The 24,190-nt window shown below is 70.3% G+C and carries 29 protein-coding genes and 1 pseudogene; 13 read left to right on the top strand and 17 right to left on the bottom strand.

What is annotated here, in order from left to right; all coding sequences use genetic code 11:
• Positions 1-77: 77 nt before the first annotated feature.
• Entirely contained in the window at positions 78-1,748 is a 1,671-nt protein-coding gene (locus tag ACIHFB_RS24095; protein ID WP_365273181.1) for a threonine/serine exporter family protein, read from the top strand.
• Between the two features lie 108 nt (positions 1,749-1,856).
• On the opposite strand, the gene ACIHFB_RS24090 is transcribed toward ACIHFB_RS24095, so the two are convergent.
• Positions 1,857-2,714, bottom strand: a complete 858-nt coding sequence (locus ACIHFB_RS24090) for a DedA family protein (protein ID WP_400127854.1) — start codon at positions 2,712-2,714, stop codon at positions 1,857-1,859.
• A gap of 136 nt (positions 2,715-2,850) precedes the next feature.
• Between ACIHFB_RS24090 and ACIHFB_RS24085 the strand changes: the two genes are divergently transcribed.
• The gene (locus ACIHFB_RS24085) at positions 2,851-3,216 is read left to right on the top strand and encodes a YbjQ family protein (protein ID WP_365273176.1); all 366 of its coding nucleotides are present in this window, start codon (positions 2,851-2,853) and stop codon (positions 3,214-3,216) included.
• A gap of 21 nt (positions 3,217-3,237) precedes the next feature.
• Here ACIHFB_RS24085 and ACIHFB_RS24080 read toward each other — a convergent pair whose 3' ends face one another.
• Positions 3,238-3,999, bottom strand: a complete 762-nt coding sequence (locus tag ACIHFB_RS24080) for a MerR family transcriptional regulator (RefSeq protein WP_400127853.1) — start codon at positions 3,997-3,999, stop codon at positions 3,238-3,240.
• A gap of 121 nt (positions 4,000-4,120) precedes the next feature.
• Here ACIHFB_RS24080 and ACIHFB_RS24075 point away from each other — a divergent pair, with 121 nt between their 5' ends.
• Positions 4,121-5,404: an ion channel protein gene (locus ACIHFB_RS24075; protein WP_365273170.1), complete on the top strand. Its 1,284-nt coding sequence runs from the start codon at positions 4,121-4,123 to the stop codon at positions 5,402-5,404.
• 19 nt (positions 5,405-5,423) lie between these two features.
• Positions 5,424-6,818 carry a glutamate decarboxylase gene (locus ACIHFB_RS24070; protein WP_365273167.1) on the top strand — a complete coding sequence of 465 codons (1,395 nt, stop codon included), beginning with the start codon at positions 5,424-5,426 and terminating at the stop codon, positions 6,816-6,818.
• A 60-nt stretch (positions 6,819-6,878) separates the two neighbouring features.
• Here the strand turns inward: ACIHFB_RS24070 and ACIHFB_RS24065 are convergent, their stop codons facing one another.
• The 6 genes from ACIHFB_RS24065 to ACIHFB_RS24040 all read right to left on the bottom strand — a co-directional run bounded on the left by ACIHFB_RS24065 (position 6,879) and on the right by ACIHFB_RS24040 (position 12,134).
• The gene (locus tag ACIHFB_RS24065) at positions 6,879-7,640 is read right to left on the bottom strand and encodes an ABC transporter permease (protein ID WP_365273164.1); all 762 of its coding nucleotides are present in this window, start codon (positions 7,638-7,640) and stop codon (positions 6,879-6,881) included.
• Entirely contained in the window at positions 7,637-8,587 is a 951-nt protein-coding gene (locus ACIHFB_RS24060) for an ATP-binding cassette domain-containing protein (RefSeq protein WP_365273161.1), read from the bottom strand. Before ACIHFB_RS24060 ends, ACIHFB_RS24065 begins: the two co-directional genes overlap by 4 nt.
• 88 nt (positions 8,588-8,675) lie before the next feature.
• Positions 8,676-9,317 (bottom strand): PadR family transcriptional regulator, encoded by a 642-nt coding sequence (locus ACIHFB_RS24055; protein WP_365273158.1) that lies wholly within the window; start codon positions 9,315-9,317, stop codon positions 8,676-8,678.
• A gap of 80 nt (positions 9,318-9,397) precedes the next feature.
• Positions 9,398-9,568: a type II toxin-antitoxin system RelE/ParE family toxin gene (locus tag ACIHFB_RS24050; RefSeq protein WP_400127852.1), complete on the bottom strand. Its 171-nt coding sequence runs from the start codon at positions 9,566-9,568 to the stop codon at positions 9,398-9,400.
• Between the two features lie 190 nt (positions 9,569-9,758).
• On the bottom strand, positions 9,759-11,219 hold the full coding sequence (locus tag ACIHFB_RS24045; RefSeq protein ID WP_400127851.1) for an aldehyde dehydrogenase family protein: 1,461 nt from the start codon (positions 11,217-11,219) through the stop codon (positions 9,759-9,761).
• 90 nt (positions 11,220-11,309) lie between these two features.
• Entirely contained in the window at positions 11,310-12,134 is an 825-nt protein-coding gene (locus ACIHFB_RS24040; RefSeq protein ID WP_365273441.1) for a helix-turn-helix transcriptional regulator, read from the bottom strand.
• A gap of 358 nt (positions 12,135-12,492) precedes the next feature.
• On the opposite strand from ACIHFB_RS24040, the gene ACIHFB_RS24035 reads away from it, so the two are divergent.
• A complete protein-coding gene (locus ACIHFB_RS24035; RefSeq protein ID WP_365273150.1) occupies positions 12,493-12,981 on the top strand; it encodes an ATP-binding protein in 489 nt (162 codons plus the stop codon).
• Positions 12,982-13,073: 92 nt separating this feature from the next.
• Here the strand turns inward: ACIHFB_RS24035 and ACIHFB_RS24030 are convergent, their stop codons facing one another.
• The 7 genes and pseudogenes from ACIHFB_RS24030 to rpmG all read right to left on the bottom strand — a co-directional run bounded on the left by ACIHFB_RS24030 (position 13,074) and on the right by rpmG (position 15,807).
• Positions 13,074-13,343: a DUF397 domain-containing protein gene (locus ACIHFB_RS24030; RefSeq protein ID WP_400127850.1), complete on the bottom strand. Its 270-nt coding sequence runs from the start codon at positions 13,341-13,343 to the stop codon at positions 13,074-13,076.
• A 146-nt stretch (positions 13,344-13,489) separates the two neighbouring features.
• Complete coding sequence (locus tag ACIHFB_RS24025; RefSeq protein WP_400127849.1) at positions 13,490-13,744, bottom strand: hypothetical protein; 255 nt, start codon at positions 13,742-13,744, stop codon at positions 13,490-13,492.
• Between the two features lie 43 nt (positions 13,745-13,787).
• Positions 13,788-13,937 (bottom strand): annotated as a pseudogene (locus ACIHFB_RS24020) (transcriptional regulator); the annotation flags it as partial.
• A 63-nt stretch (positions 13,938-14,000) separates the two neighbouring features.
• On the bottom strand, positions 14,001-14,234 hold the full coding sequence (rpsR, locus tag ACIHFB_RS24015; protein WP_365273143.1) for a 30S ribosomal protein S18: 234 nt from the start codon (positions 14,232-14,234) through the stop codon (positions 14,001-14,003).
• Between the two features lie 5 nt (positions 14,235-14,239).
• A complete protein-coding gene (locus ACIHFB_RS24010) occupies positions 14,240-15,385 on the bottom strand; it encodes a GTP-binding protein (RefSeq protein ID WP_400127848.1) in 1,146 nt (381 codons plus the stop codon).
• Positions 15,385-15,633, bottom strand: a complete 249-nt coding sequence (locus tag ACIHFB_RS24005; RefSeq protein ID WP_365273137.1) for a type B 50S ribosomal protein L31 — start codon at positions 15,631-15,633, stop codon at positions 15,385-15,387. The genes ACIHFB_RS24010 and ACIHFB_RS24005 overlap by 1 nt, the downstream gene beginning before the upstream one ends.
• 9 nt (positions 15,634-15,642) lie before the next feature.
• Positions 15,643-15,807 carry a 50S ribosomal protein L33 gene (gene rpmG, locus ACIHFB_RS24000; RefSeq protein ID WP_152776507.1) on the bottom strand — a complete coding sequence of 55 codons (165 nt, stop codon included), beginning with the start codon at positions 15,805-15,807 and terminating at the stop codon, positions 15,643-15,645.
• Between the two features lie 62 nt (positions 15,808-15,869).
• Between rpmG and rpmB the strand changes: the two genes are divergently transcribed.
• From rpmB to ACIHFB_RS23980, 4 genes are all read left to right on the top strand, one after another.
• On the top strand, positions 15,870-16,106 hold the full coding sequence (gene rpmB, locus ACIHFB_RS23995; RefSeq protein ID WP_210593305.1) for a 50S ribosomal protein L28: 237 nt from the start codon (positions 15,870-15,872) through the stop codon (positions 16,104-16,106).
• Positions 16,106-16,411, top strand: coding sequence for a 30S ribosomal protein S14 (rpsN, locus tag ACIHFB_RS23990; RefSeq protein WP_400127847.1), 306 nt, complete (start codon positions 16,106-16,108; stop codon positions 16,409-16,411). The genes rpmB and rpsN overlap by 1 nt, the downstream gene beginning before the upstream one ends.
• Before the next feature lie 65 nt (positions 16,412-16,476).
• Positions 16,477-16,971, top strand: a complete 495-nt coding sequence (locus tag ACIHFB_RS23985) for a hypothetical protein (protein WP_400127846.1) — start codon at positions 16,477-16,479, stop codon at positions 16,969-16,971.
• 125 nt (positions 16,972-17,096) lie between these two features.
• Positions 17,097-17,627: a DUF4232 domain-containing protein gene (locus tag ACIHFB_RS23980; protein ID WP_400127845.1), complete on the top strand. Its 531-nt coding sequence runs from the start codon at positions 17,097-17,099 to the stop codon at positions 17,625-17,627.
• Positions 17,628-17,631: 4 nt separating this feature from the next.
• Here ACIHFB_RS23980 and ACIHFB_RS23975 read toward each other — a convergent pair whose 3' ends face one another.
• Complete coding sequence (locus ACIHFB_RS23975) at positions 17,632-18,735, bottom strand: DUF2786 domain-containing protein (RefSeq protein WP_400127844.1); 1,104 nt, start codon at positions 18,733-18,735, stop codon at positions 17,632-17,634.
• Positions 18,736-18,814: 79 nt separating this feature from the next.
• Between ACIHFB_RS23975 and ACIHFB_RS23970 the strand changes: the two genes are divergently transcribed.
• The 3 genes from ACIHFB_RS23970 to ACIHFB_RS23960 are packed head-to-tail and all read left to right on the top strand — an operon-like array spanning position 18,815 to position 22,001.
• The gene (locus ACIHFB_RS23970; RefSeq protein ID WP_400127843.1) at positions 18,815-19,444 is read left to right on the top strand and encodes a LysE family translocator; all 630 of its coding nucleotides are present in this window, start codon (positions 18,815-18,817) and stop codon (positions 19,442-19,444) included.
• 60 nt (positions 19,445-19,504) lie between these two features.
• Positions 19,505-20,272: a Clp protease N-terminal domain-containing protein gene (locus ACIHFB_RS23965; RefSeq protein WP_365273118.1), complete on the top strand. Its 768-nt coding sequence runs from the start codon at positions 19,505-19,507 to the stop codon at positions 20,270-20,272.
• Positions 20,273-20,306: 34 nt separating this feature from the next.
• Positions 20,307-22,001 (top strand): bifunctional 3'-5' exonuclease/DNA polymerase, encoded by a 1,695-nt coding sequence (locus tag ACIHFB_RS23960; protein ID WP_400127842.1) that lies wholly within the window; start codon positions 20,307-20,309, stop codon positions 21,999-22,001.
• On the opposite strand, the gene ACIHFB_RS23955 is transcribed toward ACIHFB_RS23960, so the two are convergent.
• Positions 22,002-22,418, bottom strand: a complete 417-nt coding sequence (locus ACIHFB_RS23955) for a DUF3052 domain-containing protein (RefSeq protein WP_400127841.1) — start codon at positions 22,416-22,418, stop codon at positions 22,002-22,004.
• 69 nt (positions 22,419-22,487) lie between these two features.
• Here ACIHFB_RS23955 and ACIHFB_RS23950 point away from each other — a divergent pair, with 69 nt between their 5' ends.
• Positions 22,488-24,056 carry an alpha/beta hydrolase gene (locus ACIHFB_RS23950; protein ID WP_400127840.1) on the top strand — a complete coding sequence of 523 codons (1,569 nt, stop codon included), beginning with the start codon at positions 22,488-22,490 and terminating at the stop codon, positions 24,054-24,056.
• Positions 24,057-24,190: the final 134 nt, after the last annotated feature.

Here is a 24,190-nt window from a genome sequence, read left to right as displayed (position 1 = left end):
CGGGCGCGTGCGGCCCCCTCGCGTGTCTGTGCGCATACTGAGGCTTGCGATTCGGGTCGTACAGGGAGCGCTGCGCAGTGACGGACGCGGAGGACCGCAAGCCGCGGTCGGACGAGGCAAGGAGTGTCTACGACTCCGAGGTCACGTCGGAGTTCGCGATCCCTCAGGGACTGGCCGTGCCCAAGGGGGGCGTCGTCGAGCCGGAGACCACCTCCGAGTTCGCCGTACCCGAGGGACTGGATGTCTCCCACCCGCCGGCCGACGAGCTGGAGGGGTCGGCGTTCACCACGCCGCGGATGTACAGCGCGAGGCACGCCCCGGCCGCGTTCACACCGGCGAGCGGCATCCGGGCGGTCAGTCTGACGAAGGACGTGCCCTGGCAGGACCGGATGCGCACGATGCTGCGGCTGCCGGTCGCCGAGCGCCCCGCGCCGGAGTCGGTGCCCAAGGCGGAGGACGAGGGGCCCGCCGTCCCCCGCGTGCTCGACCTGACCCTGCGTATCGGCGAGTTGCTGCTGGCGGGCGGTGAGGGCGCGGAGGACGTCGAGACGGCGATGCTCGCGGTCTGCCGGTCGTACGGGCTGGACCGCTGCGAGCCGAACGTCACCTTCACCCTGCTGGCGATCTCCTACCAGCCGTCCCTGGTCGACGACCCGGTGACGGCGTCGCGGACCGTACGCCGACGCGTCACCGACTACACGCGGCTCGCGGCCGTGTTCCACCTCGTCGACGACCTCAGCGACCCGGAGATCCCGATCTCCCTGGAGGAGGCGTACCGGCGGCTCGCCGAGATCCGCCGCAACCGGCACCCCTACCCCACCTGGGTGCTGACCCTGGCCAGCGGGCTGCTCGCGGCGGCCGCCTCCGTGCTCGTCGGCGGTGATCTGATCGTGTTCGTCGCGGCCATGCTGGGCGCCATGCTCGGCGACCGGCTGGCGTGGCTGTGCGCGGGGCGCGGGCTGCCGGAGTTCTACCAGTTCACGATCGCGGCGATGCCTCCGGCGGCGATCGGGGTGGCGCTGACGGTCGCCCACGTCGACGTGAAGGCGTCCGCGGTCATCACCGGTGGGCTGTTCGCGCTGCTGCCCGGGCGGGCGCTCGTGGCGGGCGTACAGGACGGTCTGACCGGCTTCTACATCACCGCGGCCGCACGCCTGCTGGAGGTCCTGTACTTCTTCGTGGGCATCGTCGTCGGCGTGCTGGTGGTTCTGTACTTCGGCGTGAAGCTGGGCGCCGAGCTGAATCCGGACGAGGGGCTCGGGCTGGAGCAACGGCCGCTGTGGCAGATCGGCGCGTCGATGCTGCTGTCGTTGACCTTCGCCGTGCTGCTCCAGCAGGAACGATCCACCGTGCTCGCCGTGACCCTCAACGGCGGTGTCGCCTGGTCGGTGTACGGCGCGATGCACTACGCCGGGGAGTTCTCTCCGGTGGCTTCCACGGCCGTGGCGGCCGGGCTGGTGGGGTTGTTCGGGCAGCTGCTGTCGCGGTACCGGTTCGCTTCCGCGCTGCCCTATACGACGGCGGCGATCGGGCCCCTGTTGCCGGGGTCGGCCACATATTTCGGGCTGTTGTCGATCGCGCAGAACGAGATGGACGCGGGGTTGGTGTCGTTGGCCAAGGCCGCGTCGTTGGCGATGGCCATCGCGATCGGGGTCAATCTCGGGTCGGAGATCTCCCGGCTGTTCCTGCGGATTCCCGGCGGGGCGGGGGCGGGGCGGCGGGCCGCCAAGAGGACGCGGGGGTTCTGAGCGCCGGGCGCCTGAGAGCTCGGGGGCTTCTCTCCTTCGGCGGCTGCGGGCTCGTCGTGGCTTGTCGCGCAGTTCCCCGCGCCCCTGAAGGGACGCTGCGCGTCTCCTTCAGCTCTGCGGGTAGCCGTTGTCGTTGTACGGGTACTGCTGCTGGTAGCCCTGGCCCTGGGGGTACTGCTGCGGGGCGTACGACTGCTGCGGCTGGGGCTGGTTGTAGTAGTCGCCGTACTGCTGGTCGCCGTACTGCTGGCGGCCGTGGTCCTGGTCGGTCGGCGGGATGCGGCGGAGCTGGGTCGTGGCGTCGTCCATGACCTGGGGCTGGGGGGCCCGCTGGGGCGGGTTCTTCTTGTTCTTGGAGCGGGCCCGCAGGAACTCGATGATGATCGGGACCACGGAGACGAGGACGATCAGGATGAGGATCGCCTCGATGTTCTCCTTGACGAAGTCGATCTTGCCGAGCCAGGAGCCGAGCAGGGTCACACCGGCGCCCCACAGGATGCCGCCGACGACGTTGAAGATCAGGAACGAGCGGTACCGCATGCCGCTGACGCCGGCGATGATCGGCGTGAACGTACGCACGATGGGCACGAAGCGGGCCAGGACCAGGGACTTGGGGCCGTACTTCTCGAAGAACTCGTGGGCCTTGGTGACGTTCTCCTGCTTGAAGAGCCGGGAGTCCGGGCGGTTGAACAGCGACGGACCGACCTTCTTGCCGAACATGTAACCCGCCTGGTCGCCGAGGATCGCGGCGACGCAGATCAGGGCGATGGCGCCCCACAGGGGGAAGTCCAGCTGGTTCGACGTGATCAGCAGACCGGCCGTGAACAGCAGGGAGTCACCCGGCAGGAAGAAGCCGATGAGCAGGCCCGACTCCGCGAAGACGATGAGGAGCAGGCCCCAGATCCCGAAGTTGTCCAGCAGAGTGTTCGGATCCAGCCAGCTCGGTCCGAGGGCAAGCGTCGTCACGGTTCCGGGCTCCTGAAGGTTGGGAAGTACGGCGTCCAGTACGGCCGGACAAAGCTATCAACGCAATGTGTCCGCCTCAGGTTCCACCGGTGTCTCCAGGATGCACTGTGGACCGACTGAGGCGAAGCTGTGTGTCATGGGCATCGAGGACTACGGCGGCGGCCAGGGCCCCCAGCCGGATGTACTGGTCGTCACGACGAACGACATCCCCGGATATCGCGTCCAGGAGGTCCTGGGCGAGGTCTTCGGGCTGACCGTACGGTCGCGGCACCTGGGCAGTCAGATCGGCGCCGGGCTCAAGTCGATGATCGGCGGCGAGCTCAAAGGGCTGACGAAGACGCTGGTGCAGACCCGCAACCAGGCCATGGAGCGGCTGGTCGAACAGGCACGCGCGCGTGGAGCCAACGGCGTGCTGATGTTCCGCTTCGACGTGTCGGAGGCGGCGGACGTGGGCACGGAGGTGTGCGCCTACGGGACGGCGGTGATCCTGACCCGGGAGTAGGACAACGCCCGGGTCAGGGCACTAGGAGGCGTGTCGGGCCGCGTTCGCCGTGATCGCGTCCCTGAGGTGTTCGGCGAGGCCCGGGCGCATGGAGTCGTAGAACGCCTTGAAGCGCTCGTCGGAGATGTACATCTCGGCGAGACCGACGTGCGCGTCGTACGGGCAGTCGTAGAACCATGTGCAGATGTGCTGCCGGTGTTCCTCGGCCATGGCCGTGGCCCGCTCGCCGGTCGGCGGCTCGCCGGCGGTCATCAGGGCGTCGTAGCGCGCGCCCCAGTCGGCCACCTCGGCCTGCATGCGCTGCCAGTCCTCCTTGGTGTAACCCGCTGCGCGGCGCTGGGTCTCGGCGTACGCCTCCGTGCCGCCCCAGCGCTGCTCCGCCTCCTCGGCGTACTGGTCGGGGTCCTTGTCCCCGAACACCTCGAACTTCTCCTCAGGCGTGAGATTGATGCCCATCTTGCGTGCCTCCATGGCGTGTTCCACGGCCGCCGCCATCTTCTGCAGCTTCTCGATCCGGACGGTCAGCAGCTCGTGCTGGCGGCGCAGATGCGCGCGCGGGTCCGCGTCCGGGTCGTCGAGCAGGGCGGCGACCTCGTCGAGCGGGAAGCCGAGCTCGCGGTAGAACAGGATCTGCTGCAACCGGTCGAGGTCGGCGTCGCCGTACCGCCGATGGCCCGCATGGCTGCGCTCGCTCGGGACGAGCAGGCCGATGTCGTCGTAGTGGTGCAGCGTGCGCACGGTCACGCCGGCGAATCCGGCCACCTGGCCCACCGAGTAGCTCACTTCCGCTCCCTTCTGGGTACGCACTTCAGGCTGGGCCCTCACGCCACGTGAGGTGCAAGTCCCCGTCCCAAGGCGTGCACTCCGGGATGTCGTGTCCCATTTGTCCCCTTATCGTGAGCCCGTGGCCCAGGACACCGTGCAGCAGCCTTCCGTCGCCCCGGCGACCCCGGCACGCGCACTGCTGCCCCTGATCCTCCCCGCTCTGGTCGTCGGCGTGGGCGCGAGCCTGCTCCTGCTCGGGGTGGAGGCGCTGGCCGGGCAGCTCGAGGACGCGCTCTGGCAGGACCTGCCGGACGCACTCGGCGTGGGCCGCTACTCCGTGCTGTGGATGATCGTCATGCTCACCGCGACCGGCCTGCTGGTCGGGCTGGTGGTGTGGAAGATGCCCGGGCACGCCGGTCCGGACCCGGCGACCACCGGTCTGGAGGCGGTGCCGCTGCCGCCCGTCGTGCTGCCGGGCCTGCTGCTGGCGACCATGCTGATGCTGGCCGGCGGGCCGAGCCTCGGGCCCGAGAACCCGATCATCGCCGTGAACGTCGCGCTCGCCCTGTGGCTGGGCAACCGGCTGCTGCCCCGGACGCCGGGCGCGCTGTGGGTGATGCTCGCGGAGGCGGCGACGATCGGTGCGCTGTTCGGCACACCGGTGGCGGCGGCACTGCTGATCTCCGAGGCGCTGGCCGGACGGCAACTGAAGGGCGCACTGTGGGACAGCGTCTTCGGGCCGCTCGTCGCCGCCGCGGCCGGATCCCTGACCACCGCCCTCGTGGACGAGCCGACCTTCGACCTGGATCTGCCCCCTTTCGGCGACCCCGGCTGGGACGATCTGCTGGCCGCCCTGGTGGTCGCGTCCGTGGCCGCCCTGCTCGGCATGTGCGCGGTCCGCCTCCTCCCGTACGTCCATGCCGCCTTCGCCCGGCTCCGGCACCCCATGCTGGCGCTGCCGGTGGGCGGGCTCGTACTGGGCCTGCTGGCGGCCCTGGGCGGGCATCTGACGCTCTTCAAGGGGCTGGAGGAGATGGGGGAGCTGGCCGCCGATCCGGACGGCTGGTCGGCGGGTGAGTTCGCGACCATGGCGGTCGTGAAGCTGGCCGCGCTGCTCGTCGCCACCTGCTGCGGCTTCCGCGGTGGGCGGATCTTCCCCGCCGTGTTCGTCGGCACCGCCCTCGGTCTGTGCGCACACGCCCTCGTGCCCGAGGTGCATCCCGCGCTAGGAGTCGCCGCCGGCGTACTGGGCGTGCTCCTCGCGATCACCCGGCAGGGCTGGCTGAGCCTGTTCACGGCCGCCGTGCTGGTGGCCTCGCCCGCGATCCTCGCCCTGTTGTGCATCGCCTCGTTGCCCGCTTGGCTGCTGGTGACGGGCCGACCGCAGATGCAGCTGCGCAAGGACGGAACCCCGGTCCGCTGAACCTCCCTGGGAGACATTCATGCCGCTTCACAAAGGTCCGCAGAAGCCCGACGAGCGCCCGATGTCCGTCAACCCGTTCTACGGCGAGACCAATCCGGTCGGCGGCATGACCGAGGCCCCGCCCAAGCACCGGCTGCCGGACAGCCCGCTGCCGCCCACGACGGCGTACCAGATCGTGCACGACGAGCTGATGCTGGACGGCAACTCCCGCCTCAACCTCGCCACCTTCGTCACCACCTGGATGGAACCGCAGGCCGGGATCCTGATGGCGGAGTGCCGGGACAAGAACATGATCGACAAGGACGAGTACCCGCGCACCGCCGAGCTGGAGCGGCGCTGTGTGGCGATGCTCGCCGACCTGTGGAACGCGCCGGATCCGTCGGCGGCCGTGGGCTGTTCCACCACCGGGTCGAGCGAGGCGTGCATGCTCGCGGGGATGGCCCTGAAGCGCCGGTGGAGCAAACGGAACACCGGCGGCCGCCCGAATCTGGTCATGGGCGTCAACGTCCAGGTCTGCTGGGACAAGTTCTGCAACTTCTGGGAGGTGGAGCCCCGGCTGGTCCCCATGGAGGGCGACCGGTTCCACCTCGATCCACAGGCGGCCGCCGAGCTGTGCGACGAGAACACCATCGGGGTCGTCGGCATCCTCGGCTCCACCTTCGACGGGTCGTACGAGCCGATCGCGGACCTGTGCGCGGCCCTGGACGACCTCCAGGCACGCACCGGCCTCGACATCCCGGTGCATGTCGACGGCGCGTCCGGTGCGATGGTCGCGCCCTTCCTCGACGAGGACCTGGTGTGGGACTTCCGCCTCCCGCGCGTGGCGTCGATCAACACCTCCGGGCACAAGTACGGGCTGGTCTACCCGGGCGTCGGCTGGGCCCTGTGGCGCTCCCCCGCCGAACTGCCCGAGGAGCTCGTCTTCCGCGTGAACTACCTGGGCGGCGACATGCCCACCTTCGCCTTGAACTTCTCCCGCCCCGGCGCCCAAGTGGTCGCGCAGTACTACACGTTCCTGCGGCTGGGCCGCGAGGGCTACCGTGCGGTGCAGCAGTCCACCCGGGACGTGGCGCGGAGCCTCGCCGACCGCGTGGCGGCGCTCGGTGACTTCCGGCTGCTGACCCACGGCGACCAGCTGCCCGTCTTCGCCTTCACGACCGGCCCGGACGTGACGGCGTACGACGTCTTCGACGTCTCCCGGCGGCTGCGGGAGCGGGGCTGGCTGGTGCCGGCGTACACCTTCCCGCCGAACCGTGAGGACCTGTCCGTGGTGCGGGTCGTCTGCCGCAACGGGTTCTCGGCCGACCTCGCCGAACTGTTCATCGACGACCTTTCCAGCCTGCTGCCGGAACTTCGCCGGCAGGCGCATCCGCAGACCAGGGACAAGGAGGCGGCCACCGGCTTCCACCACTGAGCGCGCCGAAGGGCGGTGGGGACTGTCCGACCAGCCCCCACCGCCCCTCCGGCGGACCGCTCAGCGGCTGAGCCGCCCGAACCGCCGTACCGCCAGCGGGAAGAACACCGCGAGCAGGATCACCGGCCAGACCACGGCCGCCCAGATGTGGCCCGGTTCGCCGCCCGGGGTTCCGAACAGGTCCCGGACGGCGGTCGCCGTCTGGGACATCGGGTTCCACTCGACGACCGTGCCCAGCCAGGCGGGCATGGAGTCGGGGGTGGCGAAGGCGTTGGAGAGGAAACCGACCGGCCAGACCAGGATCTGGACGGCCTGCACCATCTCCGGCTTCCCCGCGACCATCGCCAGGTGGATGCCGATCCACAGCATCGCGAACCGGAACAGCAGCAACAGGCCGAGCGCGCCCAGGAACCCGCCCACCGAGCCGCTCGCCCGCCAGCCGATCGCGTACCCGACGCCGATCATCACGACCAGGCTGACCGCCGACTGGAGCATGTCGGCGGTCGAACGGCCCACCAGGACCGCCCCGTTGGTCATCGGCATCGAGCGGAAGCGGTCGATCACGCCCTTGTTGAGGTCCTGGGTGACGGCGATCATCGTGCCCTCCAGGCCGAAGGCCATGGTGAGCGCCAGCATGCCGGGCACCAGGTAGTCGACGTACTCGCCCTGCACGCCCCGGCCGCCGCCGATGAGGTAGCCGAACATCAGCAGCAGCATCACCGGGAAGACGAGCCCGACGACCATCTGGACCGGTTGCCGCGCCCAGTGGGCGAGTTCGCGGCGGGTCATGGTCCAGGAGTCGGTCAGTGCGTATGTGGTCACACGGCCTCCTTCACGCGGTCAGCCGTCAGGTGCAGGAACACTTCGTCCAGCGTCGGACGCCGCAGGGCGACGTCCTCGGCCTCGATCCCGGCCGCCTCCAGGGCCCGTACGACCCCGGAGAGCGCCGCCATCCGGTCGGTGACCGGGGCGCTGAGCAGCCGGCGGTCGGGGTCGACCGAGATGTCGTCCTTCGGCACGGGCAGCAGGGCCACGGCGGCCCCCAGCTGTCCGGCGTCGCGCAGGACGACGTCGATGCGGTCGCCGCCGATCAGCCGCTTCAGCTGGTCCGCGGTGCCGTCGGCGATGACCCGGCCCCGGTCGACGACCGAGATGCGGTCGGCGAGCTGATCGGCCTCTTCCAGGTACTGGGTGGTGAGCAGGACCGTCGTACCGCCGCCGACCAGGGAACGGACCGCGGCCCACACCTCGGCACGGCCGCGCGGGTCGAGGCCGGTCGTGGGTTCGTCCAGGAAGAGCACCTCCGGGTCGGTGATCAGGGAGGCGGCCAGGTCGAGGCGGCGCCGCATGCCGCCGCTGTACTGCTTGACCGCCTTGCGTCCGGTGTCCTCGAGGCCGAAGCGCTCCAGGAGCTCGTCGGCCCGCACGCGCGCGTGGCGGGCGCCCAGGTGGTAGAGGCGGCCGAACATCTCCAGGTTCTGGCGGCCGCCGAGTTCCTCGTCGAGCGCCGCGTGCTGGCCGAGCAGGCCGATGCGGAAGCGGACCGCCTGGGCCTCGGTCAGTACGTCGTGCCCCGCCACCTCGATACGGCCGCCGTCCGGCCGCAGCAGGGTGGACAGGACGCGGACCAGGGTCGTCTTGCCGGCGCCGTTCGGGCCGAGTACTCCGTGCACCGTGCCGCGCGCGACCTCGAGGTCGAGCCCGTCCAGTGCCTTCTTGTCGCCGTACTTCTTGTGTGCGCCTTCGACGGTGATCGCCGTGTCGACCAATGCCACTCCTCGCTAGTCAAGTTTGACTACCAGCGGGAGGGTAATACCCCGAGCCCCATTGGTCAAACTTGATTAGTGCCGCTTCGACTCAGCGACGGTCTCCCGGATGCCGCTCCTCCGTGGCGAACGGGTTCTCCTGCCCCTCGGCGAGGATGCCGACGAACGGCTCGCCCTCCCCCGCGAACGTGTATGCGCCGCCCTCGATCCGCGCGATGAGCCCCAGGGCCCACGCGGCCTCGGCGTCGGCGCTGTGGACCCAGAGGTTCATGATCTCGCCGATGTGACCGAGCTGTTCGGGGCCCTCCTCGGGGGAGTAGTGCTCCGTGACGGCGGAGCGCCACTCCTCGATGCGCCGGATGCGCTCCTTGAGCAGCGCCACCGCCTCGGCCCTCGGCAGGTCGACGATGAAGCCGATGGCCGCCGACTTGACGTCCATCTTCTGGTCGTACGAGGTCAGCGCCTCGCGCACCAGCCGGAGGTACTCCTCGATGCCCTTGTCGGTGATCTCGTACTCGGTCCTCGGCGGCCCGCCTGCCGTGGACGGGGCGATCTCGTGCGCGTGCAGCAACCCCTGTTTCGCCATCTGCTTCAGGGCGTGGTAGATCGAGCCGGGCTTGGCGTTGGACCACTCGTGTGCGCCCCAGTACTCCAGGTCGTTGCGCACCTGGTACCCGTGGGCCCGCCCGTGCTGGCGGACCGCACCGAGCACGAGGAGACGGATCGCTGACATGCGGTCCAGGTTATGACCTCAGCTTTCGGCCGCGGCACTGACCCGAAGGCGGTCTCTCCGTCGAGGGACTCGCGGTCAGGTCATACGGCCGTGCGTCCGACGTGCTCGATGTGGAGCGTGCTCGTGTCCTGATCGATGCGGTACGGGATGCGCCAGGGGCCGTGATGGAGGCGACGGTGCTGCACACCCCAGGCACGCGAGCCCTCCGGCCGCTCGCTCTCCGCGAGTTGGTCGGTGGCATGCAGGAGCACGTCGACACTGTTCGGGTCCTCCTTGAGGTGCCCGGCAGCGGCGTTGAGGGCCGCTCCAGGCGAGCAAGCGCGAGGGCACCTCCAGGTCTTCCAGCTCGGCCGGCGAAATGCTCGCCAAGTTTGCCTCGCGCCTCCGCAATGGGACACGTAGCAGACATGCACCTAGATGCATGTCCAGTGGGCCCAACCCTTAGAACGGGAACCCGCTCCGACCGTGCTGCACCGAGATCCACTTCGTCGTGGTGAAGGCGTCCAGCATCGTCTCGCCGTTCAGACGGCCGAGGCCGGAGTTCTTCTCGCCGCCGAAGGGGACGATCGGCTCGTCGTGGACGGTGCCGTCGTTCACATGGAACATGCCGGTGTCGATCTGCTTGGCGAAGTTCACGCCGCGCTCGATGTTGCCGGTGTGCACCGCGCCGCTCAGGCCGTACGGCGTGTCGTTGACGAGGCGTACGGCCTCCTCCTCGCCGTCGAAGGTGATGAGGAAGGCGACCGGTCCGAAGACCTCCTGCTTGAGGAGGGGAGAGTCGGCGGGGACGTCGGTGAGGACCGAGGGCTCGACCAGGTTGTCGGTGGTCGTGCCGTGCACCAGGGCCGTCGCGCCGTCGGCGATCGCCTGCTCGACGGTGGCCGAAAGGGCGTCCGCCTGCGAGGAGTTGATGACCGGGCCAATGATGGTCTGCGGGTCGCGCGGGTCGCCGACCTTCAGCGTCCGGACCTTGGCGACGAACTTCTCGGTGAACGCGTCGGCGACCGTCCGGTCCACCAGGACACGGTTGGCGGCCATGCAGACCTGGCCCTGATGGACGTACCGGCTGAAGACCGCCGCGTCGACCGCGTAGTCGATGTCCGCGTCGTCGAGCACCACCAGCGCGCTGTTGCCGCCGAGTTCGAGGATCGAGCGCTTGAAGAGCGAGGCGCAGACGGTGGCGACGTGGCGGCCGACCTTGTCGGAGCCGGTGAAGGAGATGACCTTCGGGATCGGGTGCTCGATGAAGGCGTCGCCGATCTCGGCGATGTCGGTGATGACCACGTTCAGCAGGCCGGCCGGGAGGCCCGCGTCCTCGAATATCTTCGCGACCAGGGAGCCACCGCAGATCGGTGTGTTCTGGTGCGGCTTGAGGACGACGCCGTTGCCCAGGGCGAGGGCCGGGGCGACCGACTTGAGGGAGAGCAGCAAGGGGAAGTTGAAGGGGCTGATCACGCCCACGACGCCGACCGGCACGCGGTAGACGCGGTTCTCCTTACCGTCCACCGGAGACGGGATGATCTTCCCCTCGGGGCGCAGCGCCAGATGGATCGCCTCGCGCAGGAACTCCTTGGCGAGGTGGAGTTCGAAGCCGGCCTTCAGATGCGTGCCGCCGAGCTCGGCGATGATCACCTCGGTGATTTCCTGCTCGCGCTCCTCGATCAGCCGCAGAGCCTTCTCGAACACCGCACGGCGCGCATACGGGTTGGTCGCCCCCCACTCCTTCTGGGCGCGGGCGGCCGCTCGGTACGCCTCGTCGACCTCGTCGACCGTGGCTATGGTGATCGACGCCAACTTCTCACCGTCGTACGGGTTGAAGTCGATGATGTCCCAGGAGCCTGTACCCGGGCGCCATTCACCGTCGATGTACTGCTGAGCCAGGTCGGTGAAGTAGGACGACATGTGATCCCTCAATCCCTAGCAGACACCCGATCGACAGCGCTCGTCGTCGATCGACTTCACGGTCTGATCACAAGTCATCGTACTTGTGTTTCAAGAGAGTTGAAGGAGACCCCGGAGAAGATCGCGGCTCTCGTCCGGCCCCGGGCTGTCCTGCTGGAGCTCCTTGAGGGCCTTCTCGTACTGGGCCACGTCCTCGTGCTTGTCGAGGTACAGCGCGCTGGTGAGCTGCTCCAGGTAGACGACGTCCGACAGGTCGGACTCCGGGAAGCTGAGGATGGTGAACGCGCCGCTCTCGCCGGAGTGGCCGCCGAAGCTGAACGGCATGATCTGGAGCCGTACGTTGGGCCGCTCGGACACCTCGATGAGGTGCTGGAGCTGACCGCGCATCACCTCACGGTCGCCGTACGGGCGGCGCAGGGCGGCCTCGTCGAGGACGATGTGGAACTCGGGGCCGCTCTCGTCGACGAGGTACTTCTGCCGCTCCAGGCGCAGCGTCACCCGCCGCTCCACGTCCGCGGTGCTCGCGCCCTTCATGCCGCGCCGGACGACCGCGCGGGCGTACGCCTCGGTCTGGAGCAGGCCGTGCACGAACTGGACTTCATAGGCGCGGATGAGGGAACACGCGCCCTCCAGGCCCACGTACGTGGGGAACCAGCTGGGCAGAACGTCCGAATAGCTGTGCCACCAACCCGCCACGTTGGCCTCCCTGGCGAGGGAGAGCAGCGAGGTTCGCTCCGCCTCGTCCGTGATGCCGTACAGCGTCAGCAGATCCTCGACGTCCCGTGTCTTGAAGCTCACCCGGCCCAGCTCCATCCGGCTGATCTTCGACTCGGAGGCGCGGATGGAGTACCCCGCGGCCTCGCGCGTGATGCCTCGCGTCTCACGCAGTCGCCTGAGTTGCGAGCCGAGCAGCATCCGCCGCACCACCGATCCGGGCTCTCCCGCACTCACGTTCGCCAGCCTCCCCAACCGTCTTCAGGGCCCGAAGTCTGCCACTAAAACACTCCGAGCAGTACTCGTCCGATTACAGAGATGGAAAGAAGCCAAAGATTCCACTCGGGTTCAAGGGAAGAGAGGCGACCAACAGATGAGAAGTGGGCAGAAAAAATGACCAAGAAGCGGTACGGGAGGGTCCAATTCGGTCGCGTGCACGTGCATCTGCCCTTGCATCTGGTTGGCTCATCAGAAACCATGGTCCCGCGTCACCGCTGCATCTGCATCGCAACGACCGCGATTCCCGGGAGTGCCTCGCATGGGGACGAATGGATCGACCATGCTCGAGCCGTTACGGCAGGGCCTTCCGCCGCTGGATCCCGCGGCCGTGTCCAACGCCGCCTCCTGTGCCCTGCCCGCCCGCTACGAAGCGGTGCGCGAGGCGCGGCAGTTCACCGGCAGAACGCTCGACCAGTGGGAACTGGGCGACCGCTTCGACGACGTGTGCCTGGTCGTCTCCGAACTGGTCACCAACGCCCTGCGGCACGCCCTGCCGTCGCCGCCCACCCCGCGCGTCCCGGAGCAGATACCGCCCGTGCGGCTGCACTTGATGCGCTGGACCGAGCGGCTGGTGTGCGCGGTGCGTGACCCGAGCGACGACAGTCCGGTAGCGCGCGATTCGGACGACTTCTCGGCGGAGTCCGGCCGTGGCCTGTTCCTGGTCGACTCGTTCAGTGACAGCTGGGGCTGGCACCCGCTCGCCGGCACGCTGGGCGGCAAGGTCGTCTGGGCGCTGTTCCTGCTGCCGACACCGCATTCCGCCGAGTGATGAACCGCGGCCCTCTTTCGGGCCGCGGTTCTACGCGCGTTACTCAAGGTCAGGGGACGACCGCCCTGAGTTGCCGCCCGGCCGACCGGATCTCAGCCCGCAATCAAGTGGTCGAACTCGCCGTCCTTGATGCCCAGGAGCATCGCCTCGATCTCCGCGCGCGTGTAGACGAGCGCGGGACCGTCCGGGAAGCGCGAGTTGCGCACCGCGACGTCGCCGCCGGGCAGCCGCGCGAACTCCACGCAGGAACCCTGCGAGTTGCTGTGCCTGCTCTTCTGCCAGGCCACCCCGTGCAGTTGGGTGGCGGCCATGCCGTTGTACACGCCGGACGCGTCGGCAACGTCGTACACGTCGTGTTCCACAGGTCGCTCCCCGGTGGTGCACTGGCTGGTGAGGCCATTGATGCAGTGGTCAACTTGACCCGGATCATAACCTTGTTCCCGTGCAGACGCATGGGCAGATGCACGTGCACGGGGGGTGTTCCTGCGGTTACAGCCCGGACGACCGCTTACCGAAGCTTTTCCAGCGTCTGCCCCAGGGATCGCATGACATGCGACCGCCGGCCGCCGTCCATGATCTTCCGTGCCATCAGCTGCGCCGGGCCATCCGGGTCGAATCCCTCGTGTACTAGGAACAGACGCGTTCCGCGCCCTTCCTGTTCCAGCGTCCCGGTGATGGTCCGGTCCGTCGGGTTGCCAGGATCGTCGTCGGCCCGGTGGACGCTCAGCCGGAAGTCCTCCGACCCCTGCATCTGCCACTGCACGAGCAGATCGGGGTGACCCGGAGGTCGTCATCCGGTGCGGTGCTCATGTCGCGTCATCGTCGGGCATACGGTCGAGCAGCTCGCCGAGTTCCATCAGACGACCGCGCCAGAACCGCTCGTACGGATGGAGCCAGTCCTGTACCTCGGCGAGCGGGGCCGCTTCGAGACGGTAGCTGCGCTGCCGGCCCGAGCGCGCGCTCGGCCAGGGCCTGGACGGACTGGGGCCCGCGCCTCCGTCCCCCCCTGCGGTCAGGCCTCAGCGGCTCGCGTACGGCAGCAACGCCATCTCCCGTGCGTTCTTGATCGCGCGGGCCAGCAGTCGCTGCTGCTGGGCGGAGACACGGGTGACGCGGCGGCTGCGGATCTTGCCGCGGTCGGAGATGAACTTCCGCAGCAGGTCGGTGTCCTTGTAGTCGATGTACTCGACCCTGGCCTGGTCCAGCGGGTTGGGGCGGTTCTTGGCGGGCTTGCGTTCGGGCTTGCGGGCCATGGGGGTCAGACCTCCAGGAAGGTGTCGAAGGCGGGCGGCAGCTGCTGCCATGCGTCCCGCCCGGCGGCGTACTCGGCGTCGGTGAGCAGACAGGACTCCAGCAGCAGTTGAAGTCCGTCGCGGTCCAGGCCGGGGGACGTGAAGACCAGGTGCTGGCAGCAGTCGCCGTGCTCGGGGTGCCAGTCCAGCGCGGCGGCGGCGCGGCGCACCGGCGGCACCATCTCCCAGGCCGCGTCCGGCAGCGAGGCGAGCCAGGGGCCCGCGCTCTCCACACAGAGGGCACCGCCCGCCGCGTCCCAGTGCAGCAGCGTGTCCGGCTTGTCGGCGAGCCAGAACCGGCCCCGGCTGCGGGCGGCCGCGCAGGTCAGGTCCTCCAGCGCCGCGAACAGCCGCTCCGGGTGGAAGGGCCGGCGGCGGTGCCAGACGAGGGTGGAGACGCCGTGCGCGTCGGCCTCGGCGGGGAGGAGGGCGCACGCCGGGTGCTGGGCCGCCGCGGCCGCCTCGACATCGAAACCGGCGAGGGCCGCGTGTGCCAGCGGGGACTGGGCGCCCGCCGGGTCGCCGTGGCCGACGGTGACCTGGCGGGCGGTCGGGTGCAGCTGCGCGAGCAGCTCGCGGTCCTCGTCGTCGGCCTCCGGGGAGTCGACGAGGGCGAGGACGGTGGCGTACTCCAGCTGGCGCGCGAAGGTGTCGGCGACGGTCCGCTGGTCGGTGGCCGCGGCGGCGAGGTCGCGCTCGGTCAGGTCGTCGCCGTTGCCGAGGTACGGCAGCAGCAGCGCGGGGTCGACCGCGGTGATCACGCCGGTGACGGTGAGCCCGCCGGCCGCGACCACCTCGGCCATCGCCTTGGGCTCGACGGACTCCCACAGCTCGACGACCGCGAGCCGGGTGGTCCCGGCATCCCTCAGGCGCAGGAGTTCGGGCACCAGGTCTTCGCGCAGCGCGCAGCAGGCACAGTCGTTGACCAGCGGGGCCTCGCCGGCGGACAGGATGCCGGTGGCGTCCCGGACCGTTCGTACGACCGTGCCGGCGGTGGCCGTCGCCAGGTCGTGGTGGAGTACGACGCTGCCGGGCACGTCGGCGAGCAGCTGCTCGACGGCCGCCTTGCGGGCGTCGGCGTGCAGCCCGCCGACGATGGCGACGGACAGCATCAGCCCTTCTTTCCGAACCGGCGCTCGAAGCGCTCGACGCGGCCGGCGGTGTCCAGGACGCGGGCGGTGCCGGTGTAGAAGGGGTGGCTGACGTTCGAGATCTCGACGTCGACGACCGGGTAGGTGTTGCCGTCCTCCCAGTCGATGACCTTCTCACTGGTCATCGTCGAGCGGGTCAGGAACGCATGGTCGGCGGCCCGGTCGCGGAAGACGACGGGACCGTACTCGGGGTGGATTTCCTTGCGCATGGCGGTGGTTCAGCGCTCCTCTCGGAAGTCGACGTGGCGGCCCGCGACCGGGTCGTACTTGCGCAGGGTCATACGGTCCGGGTCGCTGCGGCGGTTCTTGCGGGTCACGTACGTGTAGCCGGTCCCCGCCGTGGACCGGAGCTTGATGACCGGTCGGAGTTCGTTGCGTGCCATGCTGGTATCTTACTGAAAACGACTTCCATTTGCACTACGTCATCGAGAGAGGTGCGTCACCCTTGTCCGCCCACTGCATGCTGACCGGCGCCCGGCCCGGATTCGGCAACACGATCTCCCACTCGCACCGGCGGCACTCCCGTCGCTTCGACCCGAACATCCAGTCCAAGCGCTACTGGCTGCCCGCCGAGGGCCGCCACGTCCGGCTGAGGCTGAGCACGAAGGGCATCAAGACCGTCGACACGATCGGTATCGAGGCCGCGGTGGCCCGTATCCGCGCGCGGGGGGTCAAGGTCTGATGGCGAAGAAGAGCAAGATCGCCAAGAACGACAGGCGGCAGGAGATCGTCGCGCGGTACGCCGGGCGCCGGGCCGAGCTGAAGGAGATCATCCGGCGGCCGTCCTCGACGGAGGCCGAACGACTCGCCGCCCAGCAGAAGTTGCGCCGGCAGCCGCGCGACGCCAGCGGCACTCGGGTGCGCAACCGCGACAGCGTGGACGGGCGGCCCCGCGGCTACTTCCGCGCCTTCGGGCTGTCCCGGGTGAACCTGCGTGGACAGGCGCACGCGGGGTACCTGCCGGGGGTCCGGAAGTCCTCCTGGTAGGAACCCGTACCGGCAAGTACTGGTAGCTTGCTGCGATCCTTCCGGCCAGAGCTTGGGAGCTTGCAGTGACTTCGGTGACGAACGTGCGGCTCGCGGTCGCGGGTGTGGTGGGGGCGCTGGTGCTGACCGCCTGCGGTGGCAGCGGCTCGGACGACGACTCCACGCCCGACCCCAGCGCGTCCGCCTCCGCGACGGCAACGGCGGACACGGGCGGCGGCACCGGCGGGTCGGCGTCCGCGTCCGCGTCCGACGACCTTGCGGGCAGCTGGCTCGCCACCACCGACGGCCAGGCCGTCGCGCTGGTCATCACCGGCACACAGGCCGGGCTCTTCGCCACCGGCGGGACCGTGTGCAGCGGGAGCGCGGGCGAGGAGTCCGGCACGCAGTCGATCCGGCTGAAGTGCACCGACGGCAGCAGGGACCGGGCGGCGGGGACGGTCGACTCCGTCGACGGGACGACGCTCAAGGTGACGTGGAAGAACGGGCTCGGCGAGGAGACGTACACCAAGGCAGAGGGTGGACAGCTGCCTTCAGGGCTCCCCACGGCGAGCCTCGGCTGATTCCCGGGGCCTCCCGTGGAATCCCCGGGAGGCCCCGGGGATTCCAGGGCGGGGGTCGGCAACCGCGTCTCAGCTTCATGCGTGATGATCCATGCACGCGATCGCCCACGCCCGTGAGGAACCCCATGCGCGCCACACCTCTCGCCGTCACCGCCCTTGCCGCGGCCCTACTCCTGACCGCATGTAGCGACGACGGCGGGGACGGCGGCGAAAGCGACCCGAGCCAGGCCGCCTCGGCCTGCACGATCGACGACGTCGGCATCCAGGTCGGGCCCGCCAACGCCGCGCCCGCCGCCGGGGACACGGGCAACGTGCCCGTCACCATCACCAACCGCGGCGCCGAGTGCGTCCTCGACGGCTTCCCGGCCATCGACCTGTCCGCCGGGGGCACCTCCAGCACGGTCCCGGTGGACAAGGCCGCGAAGGCCACGAAGCAGACCCTCGCCAAGGACGGGACGACATCCGTCACGATCACCTATGTGCGGGGCGAGAAGGGCGGCGAGAGCAGCCTCGCCGTGAAGACGTTGAAGGTCTCCCTGCCGGGCGGCGCCGACACACAGGAGTTCCCGTGGACCTACGGCGATGTCGCGCTGAAGGACACGGCGAGCGGCACGCCGGACGCCTCGGTGGGGCCCTTCGAGCGGACGGGCGACTGAGACGTCAGCGCAGGGGCTTGTGGCGGCCGACCTGCGCCCGGTCCGCCGCCTGGGCGCCCTCCGTCCAGCCCGCCTCGTCGCTGACCCCGCGCAGCCGGGTCGTGGTCGTCTCCGGGAACATCCGGTCGAGGCGGCCGGTGACGGCGAGTTCGCGGGAGGCGAGGACCGGGAGCAGGTCGCCGGTCACCTGGGTCTCGGCGGCTGCCGCGAGGCGGGTGCCGACGCGGTGGGCGTAGGCCGCGAGGAAGGACTGCCGGAAGGTCTTGGTCCGCTTGCGTCCGCCCGCACGCTGGGCGGCCTCCGCCTTCGTCATCGCGGTCTGCGCCTGCACGAGCAGTGAGGTGTAGAGGAGTTCGATCGCCTCCAGGTCGGGTTCGAAGCCGACGACCGTGGAGAAGCCGAGGGGTTCGTTCCACACGGCCCGGCAGTGGTTGGCGGTGGCGACCGCGTCCAGCAGCACCGCCTTGGCCTGCTCGTACGGCGGCTCGACCCCGATCCGGCAGGCGCCCGGCGCGTCCGCCGCGGGCGACCCGGCGGACAGCAGCGCCTCGTCGATGCTGTGCCGGGCCATCAGCTCCTGCGCCTTCGCACTGAGCGCCTCCGCCTCCTCGGGGAACCCGGTCGCCTCCGCCTTGGCGAGCAGGGCACGGATCCGGGTGAGCATGCGGGACTCGGGCCGCTGCTGCCGCTGCGGCTCGTCCAGCGGCTCCAGTGCGGGCAGCCGCAGCAGCAGCCGGTACAGCTCCAGGACGGCCGTCGCGTGCGAGAAGCGGTCGGTGCGGGACGGGTCCTCGGCGGTCAGCTCGTCGAGTTGTGCGGTCCAGCGGGGGCCGCGCGGTCGGTCGTACGACGCCTGCGACCGGATGAGGGCCGACACGAGGCGCTCGTGTACGTCGTCCAGCTCACGCCGTACGAGGCGTACGACGTCGGCGGGCTGCCAGCCGCGCCGCCAGGCCGCCGCGATGAACTCCTCGCCCCGCCGCCCGAGTTCGGCGTCCGCGCCCGGGTCGGCGGCGAGGAGGGACGCGCCGGTGTCGAGGGCGGTGTCGGTGTCGCCGTAGAGGGCGGACCGGAAGGCTCGTTCGACGGTGCTGGACGTGCTGCTCACCCGGCGATCGTGCCATGGGACCGTCTCACGCACCGAAACTCGGTCGACGCCGTGCCCCGCGGCTCCAAGCATGGCGCGCATGGTGGACATGTCCTTGTACGCGGCGTATCTGGTCGCCGCCTTCGCGCTCTGTGTCACTCCCGGCCCCGACATGATGTTCATCGTGGCGATGGGCGGCCGTGGCGGTCCCGCGACAGGGGTGTTGGCCGCGTGCGGAGTGGCGTGCGCGATGTTCGTGCACGCGGTCGCCGCGGCGCTCGGTCTGTCCGCGCTGTCCCTGGCGCTGCCCACGCTGTACCACGTACTGCGCTGGGCGGGTGCGGCGTATCTGCTCTACCTGGCGGTGAAGGCGTTCCGGGACCGGGCGGTGCCGGTGGAGGACGGACAGGATGCCGCGGCCGGGCGGGGTCGGGCGTTCTGGCAGGGAGCGGTGACCAATCTGCTCAACCCCAAGGTGATCCTCTTCAACGTCGCTTTTCTGCCGCAGTTCGTGAATCCGGAACTGGGGCATGTGCCGGGGCAGTTCCTGGTCCTCGGGGCCACGATCGTGGTCATGGGACTCGCGGTGGACGGGACCATCGGGCTGCTCTCCGGGAAGCTGTCGACGCTGCTGCGCCGGAGCCGGCGGGTGGCCCGGGGACTGAACATCTTCAGCGGGACGGTGTTCACGGGGCTGGCGGTGCGGTTGGTCGCCTCGTCCCCGAAGTAGGCGTACGGGGAGTGTCAACCGCGGGTTGACACCCATAGGGGCGCAACCTACGGTTGACACATGTCGACGAACCCGACCATCACGTCATCCGTACGTCTCGACGAACTCATCGCGGCCATCAAGAAGGTCCACGCCGCGCCGCTGGAGCAGCTCCAGGACGCGGTGATCGCCGGGGAGCACCTCGGCGAGGTGGCCGACCATCTGATCGGCCACTTCGTGGACCAGGCCCGGCGCTCCGGCGCCTCCTGGACCGACATCGGCAAGAGCATGGGCGTCACCCGGCAGGCCGCGCAGAAGCGGTTCGTGCCGAAGGAGTCGACCGAACTCGACCCGCAGCAGGGCTTCGGCCGCTACACACCGCGTGCCCGCAACGTGGTGATGGCCGCCCACAACGCGGCCATCGCGGCCCGCAACACCGAGGGCCGCCCCGAGCATCTGGTCCTCGGGCTGCTGGCCGAGCCGGACAGCCTGGCCGTGAAGGCGATCACGGTCCACGGCGTCGCCCTGGACTCCGTCCGCCAGGCAACCATGGCGGCGCTGCCGCCCGCCGCCGACGAAGTCCCGGATCTCATCCCCTACGGCTCCGACGCCAAGAAGGTCCTGGAGCTCACCTTCCGTGAGGCTCTGCGCCTCGGTCACAACTACATCGGCACCGAGCACATCCTGCTGGCCCTGCTGGAGCACGAGAACGGCACCGGCGTCCTGTCCGGCCTCGGCCTCACCAAGCAGGCGGTGGAGGAGTACATCCTCGAACTGCTCGCCCAGTTCCTGAAGATCGGTGAGCAGAGCACCGAGAAGGCGGCCGAGGAAGGCGAAGCCCAAGGCTGAGGCCGTTGTCAGACCCGGGTGCCACACTCGCAGCATGACCGACCGGTGGGCGCTCGCTCCGGCCGAGGACGGCGGCGCGGAGCTCGCCCCCCTCGGCCCTGACGGGCTGCCCGCCGGACCGGTCGTGCGGGAACCGGACCTCGCCGCGGCGGTGCGCGGCCGGCCGGAGGTCACGCGCTGGGTCTGGCGTTCCACCGCCGAGGTCTATCCGCGCCTGCTCGCCACGGGGGTGCGAGTGGAGCGGTGCTACGACATCGAGGACGCCGAGACCCTCCTGCTCGGCCACGAGGGCCGGTTGGGCGAACCCCGCTCGGCGGCCGCCGCGCTGGCCCGGCTGCGCGGCGGCCCCGTACCGCCCGATCCGCCCCAGCGCTCCGCCGAACCCGGCGCGCAGTCCCCCCTCTTCGAGCCGCAGTCCGCACATGTGCCGCTGGCCGACCTCGTCGAGGTCTACGCCGAGCAGCAGCGCCGGCACGACCGGGCGGCGCACCCGCAGCGGATGCGGCTGCTGACGGCCGCCGAGTCGGCGGGGATGCTGGTCGCCGCCGAGATGAACCGGGCGGGGCTGCCGTGGAGCACCGACGTCCACCGCCGGGTGCTGCACGAACTGCTCGGCGAGCGGTATGCGGGAGGTGGTGAGCCGCGGCGGCTGGCCGAGCTCGCGGACGAGGTGTCGGCCGCCTTCGGGCGCCGGGTCCGCCCCGACCTGCCGGCCGATGTCGTCAAGGCCTTCGCGCAGGCCGGGATCAAGATCAGATCGACCCGCCGCTGGGAGATCGAGTCCATCGACCACCCGGCCGTGAAGCCCCTGATCGAGTACAAGAAGCTGTACCGCATCTGGGTCGCCCACGGCTGGTCCTGGCTCCAGGACTGGGTCCGTGACGGCCGGTTCCGGCCCGAGTTCCTCGCGGGCGGGACCGTCACCGGCCGCTGGGTCACCAACGGCGGGGGCGCCCTCCAGATCCCCAAGGTCATCCGGCGCGCGGTGGTCGCCGATCCCGGCTGGCGGCTGGTCGTCGCCGACGCCGACCAGATGGAGCCGCGCGTCCTCGCCGCCATCTCCCGCGACCCCGGGCTGATGGAGGTGGCGGGCAGGGAGACCGACCTGTATCAATCCGTCTCCGACCGCGCCTTCTCCGGCGACCGCGCCCAGGCCAAGCTCGCCGTCCTGGGAGCGGTGTACGGACAGACGTCCGGCGACGGCCTGAAGAACCTCGCCGCCCTCAGACGCCGCTTCCCCAAGGCGGTGGCCTACGTCGACGACGCGGCGCGGGAGGGCGAGGAGGGGCGGCTCGTACGGACCTGGCTGGGGCGTACGTGTCCGCCGGCGGCCGGCGCGACCGACGCCATGACGGAGGAGGCTGGGATTCCGCAGGACGACCCGGTCGACGCGCCGTCCGGCAGCGACGGCTGGGTACCGGGCTATGCCTCCACGAACGCCCGTGCCCGCGGCCGCTTCGCCCGTAACTTCGTCGTCCAGGGCAGCGCCGCCGACTGGGCCCTGCTGCTGCTCGCCGCGCTGCGACAGGCGTGTGCGCGGATGTCGGCCGAGCTGGTGTTCTTCCAGCACGACGAGGTGATCGTGCACTGTCCCGAGGAGGAGGCCGAGGCGGTCGTGGCGGCGATCCGGGAGGCGTCGGACCTCGCGGGACGGCTGACGTTCGGTCGGACACCGGTGCGGTTTCCGTTCACCACGGCGGTCGTGGAGTGTTACGCGGACGCGAAATGATCAGCGGCGCCGATTCTCCCGGCGGCGCACGAACTTCAGCCCCGACCAGTCGTCCCCGAGCGCGGCGACCTTCACGTCGACGACGCCGAGCGGGAGGAAGAGGTCCCGCAGCGCGTTCTCGGTGATGTCACTCTGGTGCCCGGCGGCCTTGCGGGGCCAGGCGATCCACAGCAGGGCATCGTCGGCGAGGTCACGGACCAGCGATGCCCCCTCCGCGAGCAGCGTCGCGTGCTCGCGGTAGAAGGCGACGGTGACATCGGTTCCGCGCGGACCACCGGCGATGAGCTCACAGTCGTCGGGCAGCCCCGGGATCTCGAAACCGTCCGGCGCATGCCGCAGCCCGACCCGGTGCCCGGCCTTGATCCCGACCTTCTTGACCAGCGGCGTACCGGAATACCCGCCACCATCCGTACTCATCCGCCACCTCCGACCGCAAGCCGGTCTGCCCCATTGTTCCCCCGGCACGCCGGTCCTAGCTTCGCCGTCATGACGAACAAAACCCGCAAAACACGCACCCGTGCCTTGCCTTGGTGCACTCTGGCGAAGCGCCTGGGCGCAGCCGCCGGGGTACTGGCCCTTGCTGCCTCGGGCACAGCGGCGCACGCCACCGAGGACCCCGGAACGGAACTCGCCGCCTACCACCGCCAGCACGTCACCTGGACGGAGTGCCGCGAGGGCGCGGACGACGAGGTGGGTACCGCACTGGACCGTGCCGGAGCCCGGTGCGCCCGGATCACCGTCCCCATGGACTACAGCCGGCCGACGGGACGGACGATGGAGATCGCCCTGTCGCGGTTACCCGCGGCCGACCCCGCGCACCGGATCGGCACCCTGATGCTCAACCACGGCGGCCCCGCCGAGCCGACCCTCGGCATGCCGCTGGAGACACGTGCGTACATGGGCGAGGTCGGCTCGCGGTACGACCTGATCGGCATCGACCCACGGTTCGTGGGGCGCAGCCGGCCACTGGACTGCGGCTGGCCCACCGGCATCTGGGTCCGCTCGGCCGGGACCGGCCGGGCCGCGTTCGACCGGCAGGTCGCCTACCAGAGGGATCTGGCCGAGCGGTGCGCCGCCCGGCACGGCGATGTGCTGCCGTACGCCACGACCCGCAACACCGCCCGCGACATGGACATCGTCCGCACGGTGCTGGGCGAGCGCCGGGTCTCCTACCTCGGGTACTCCTACGGCGCCTATCTCGGCGCCGTCTACATGCAGATGTTCCCCGGCCGGACCGACCGGATGGTGCTCGACAGCGCCGGCGATCCGGGCACGTACGGCCCCCGACTGCTACAGGGCAGGGAGGTCCCCACGGAGCAGGCGCTGCGCGCATGGGCGTCCTGGGCCGCGGCACGGCACGCGGCCTACGGCCTGGGCGCGAGTCGGCACGCCGTGCTCGCGACCGTGCGGCGGATCGTCGGGGCGGCGACCGACCGGCCGTTGCGCGTCGGTTCCTATGAGGTCGACGAGCACGTGGTGCCGTATCTGATCTCGAACGGCGTCGGCAGCGACCTCGAGGGCGACCGGGCCGCGTTCTCGGGCGCCGTGCGGGTCCTGGACAAGGCGGCGAGGGGGATCACCGTCGCGCCGACCCCGGAGTTGGAGGGCTCCCTTCAGTTCGTGCTCGACTCCGCGAGCTCGCACTACGGCAGCCCCGCGGCGGCGATCATCTGCGGCGACGTGGCCGCGCCTCGCGATCCCGAGGTCTACTGGCGGGACATCGAGCGCAGCCGGGACCGCCATCCCCTCCTCGGCCCGATCACCAACAACATCGCCCCGTGCGCCTTCTGGCCCAAGGCGCCGCGGGAGCGGCCGACCCGGATCGCGAACGACACCCCGGCACTGATCGTCTCCGCCACCGGCGACTCCGCCACCACCTACCGGGGCAGCAGGGCCATGCACCGTCAGCTGACCGGCTCCCGTCTGCTGACCCTGCACGGAGCCATCGGCCACGGCGTGTACGGCACGTACGGCAACGCCTGCGTGGACGCGAAGGTGAACGCGTACCTGGAGTCCGGCAGGCTGCCCGACGGGAATCCGGCCTGCACGAAGTGAGGGAGTGGCTCGGCCGCCCGGGTACGACTTTCGTCGGACGCGGGTGCGACGAACGGATGCTGTGGGCCCGGGCGCCGGCCCCTACCGTTGGCGTGTGAATGTGACGACGACGGCCCGCGATGTCCTCGAACGCC

Origin of the sequence: Streptomyces sp. NPDC051963 (genome assembly GCF_044593495.1) — a bacterium.
Classification (GTDB): Bacteria; Actinomycetota; Actinomycetes; order Streptomycetales; family Streptomycetaceae; genus Streptomyces.
The sequence above is the reverse complement of the archived record's forward strand: the minus strand, read 5'-3'. Positions and strand labels throughout refer to the sequence as shown.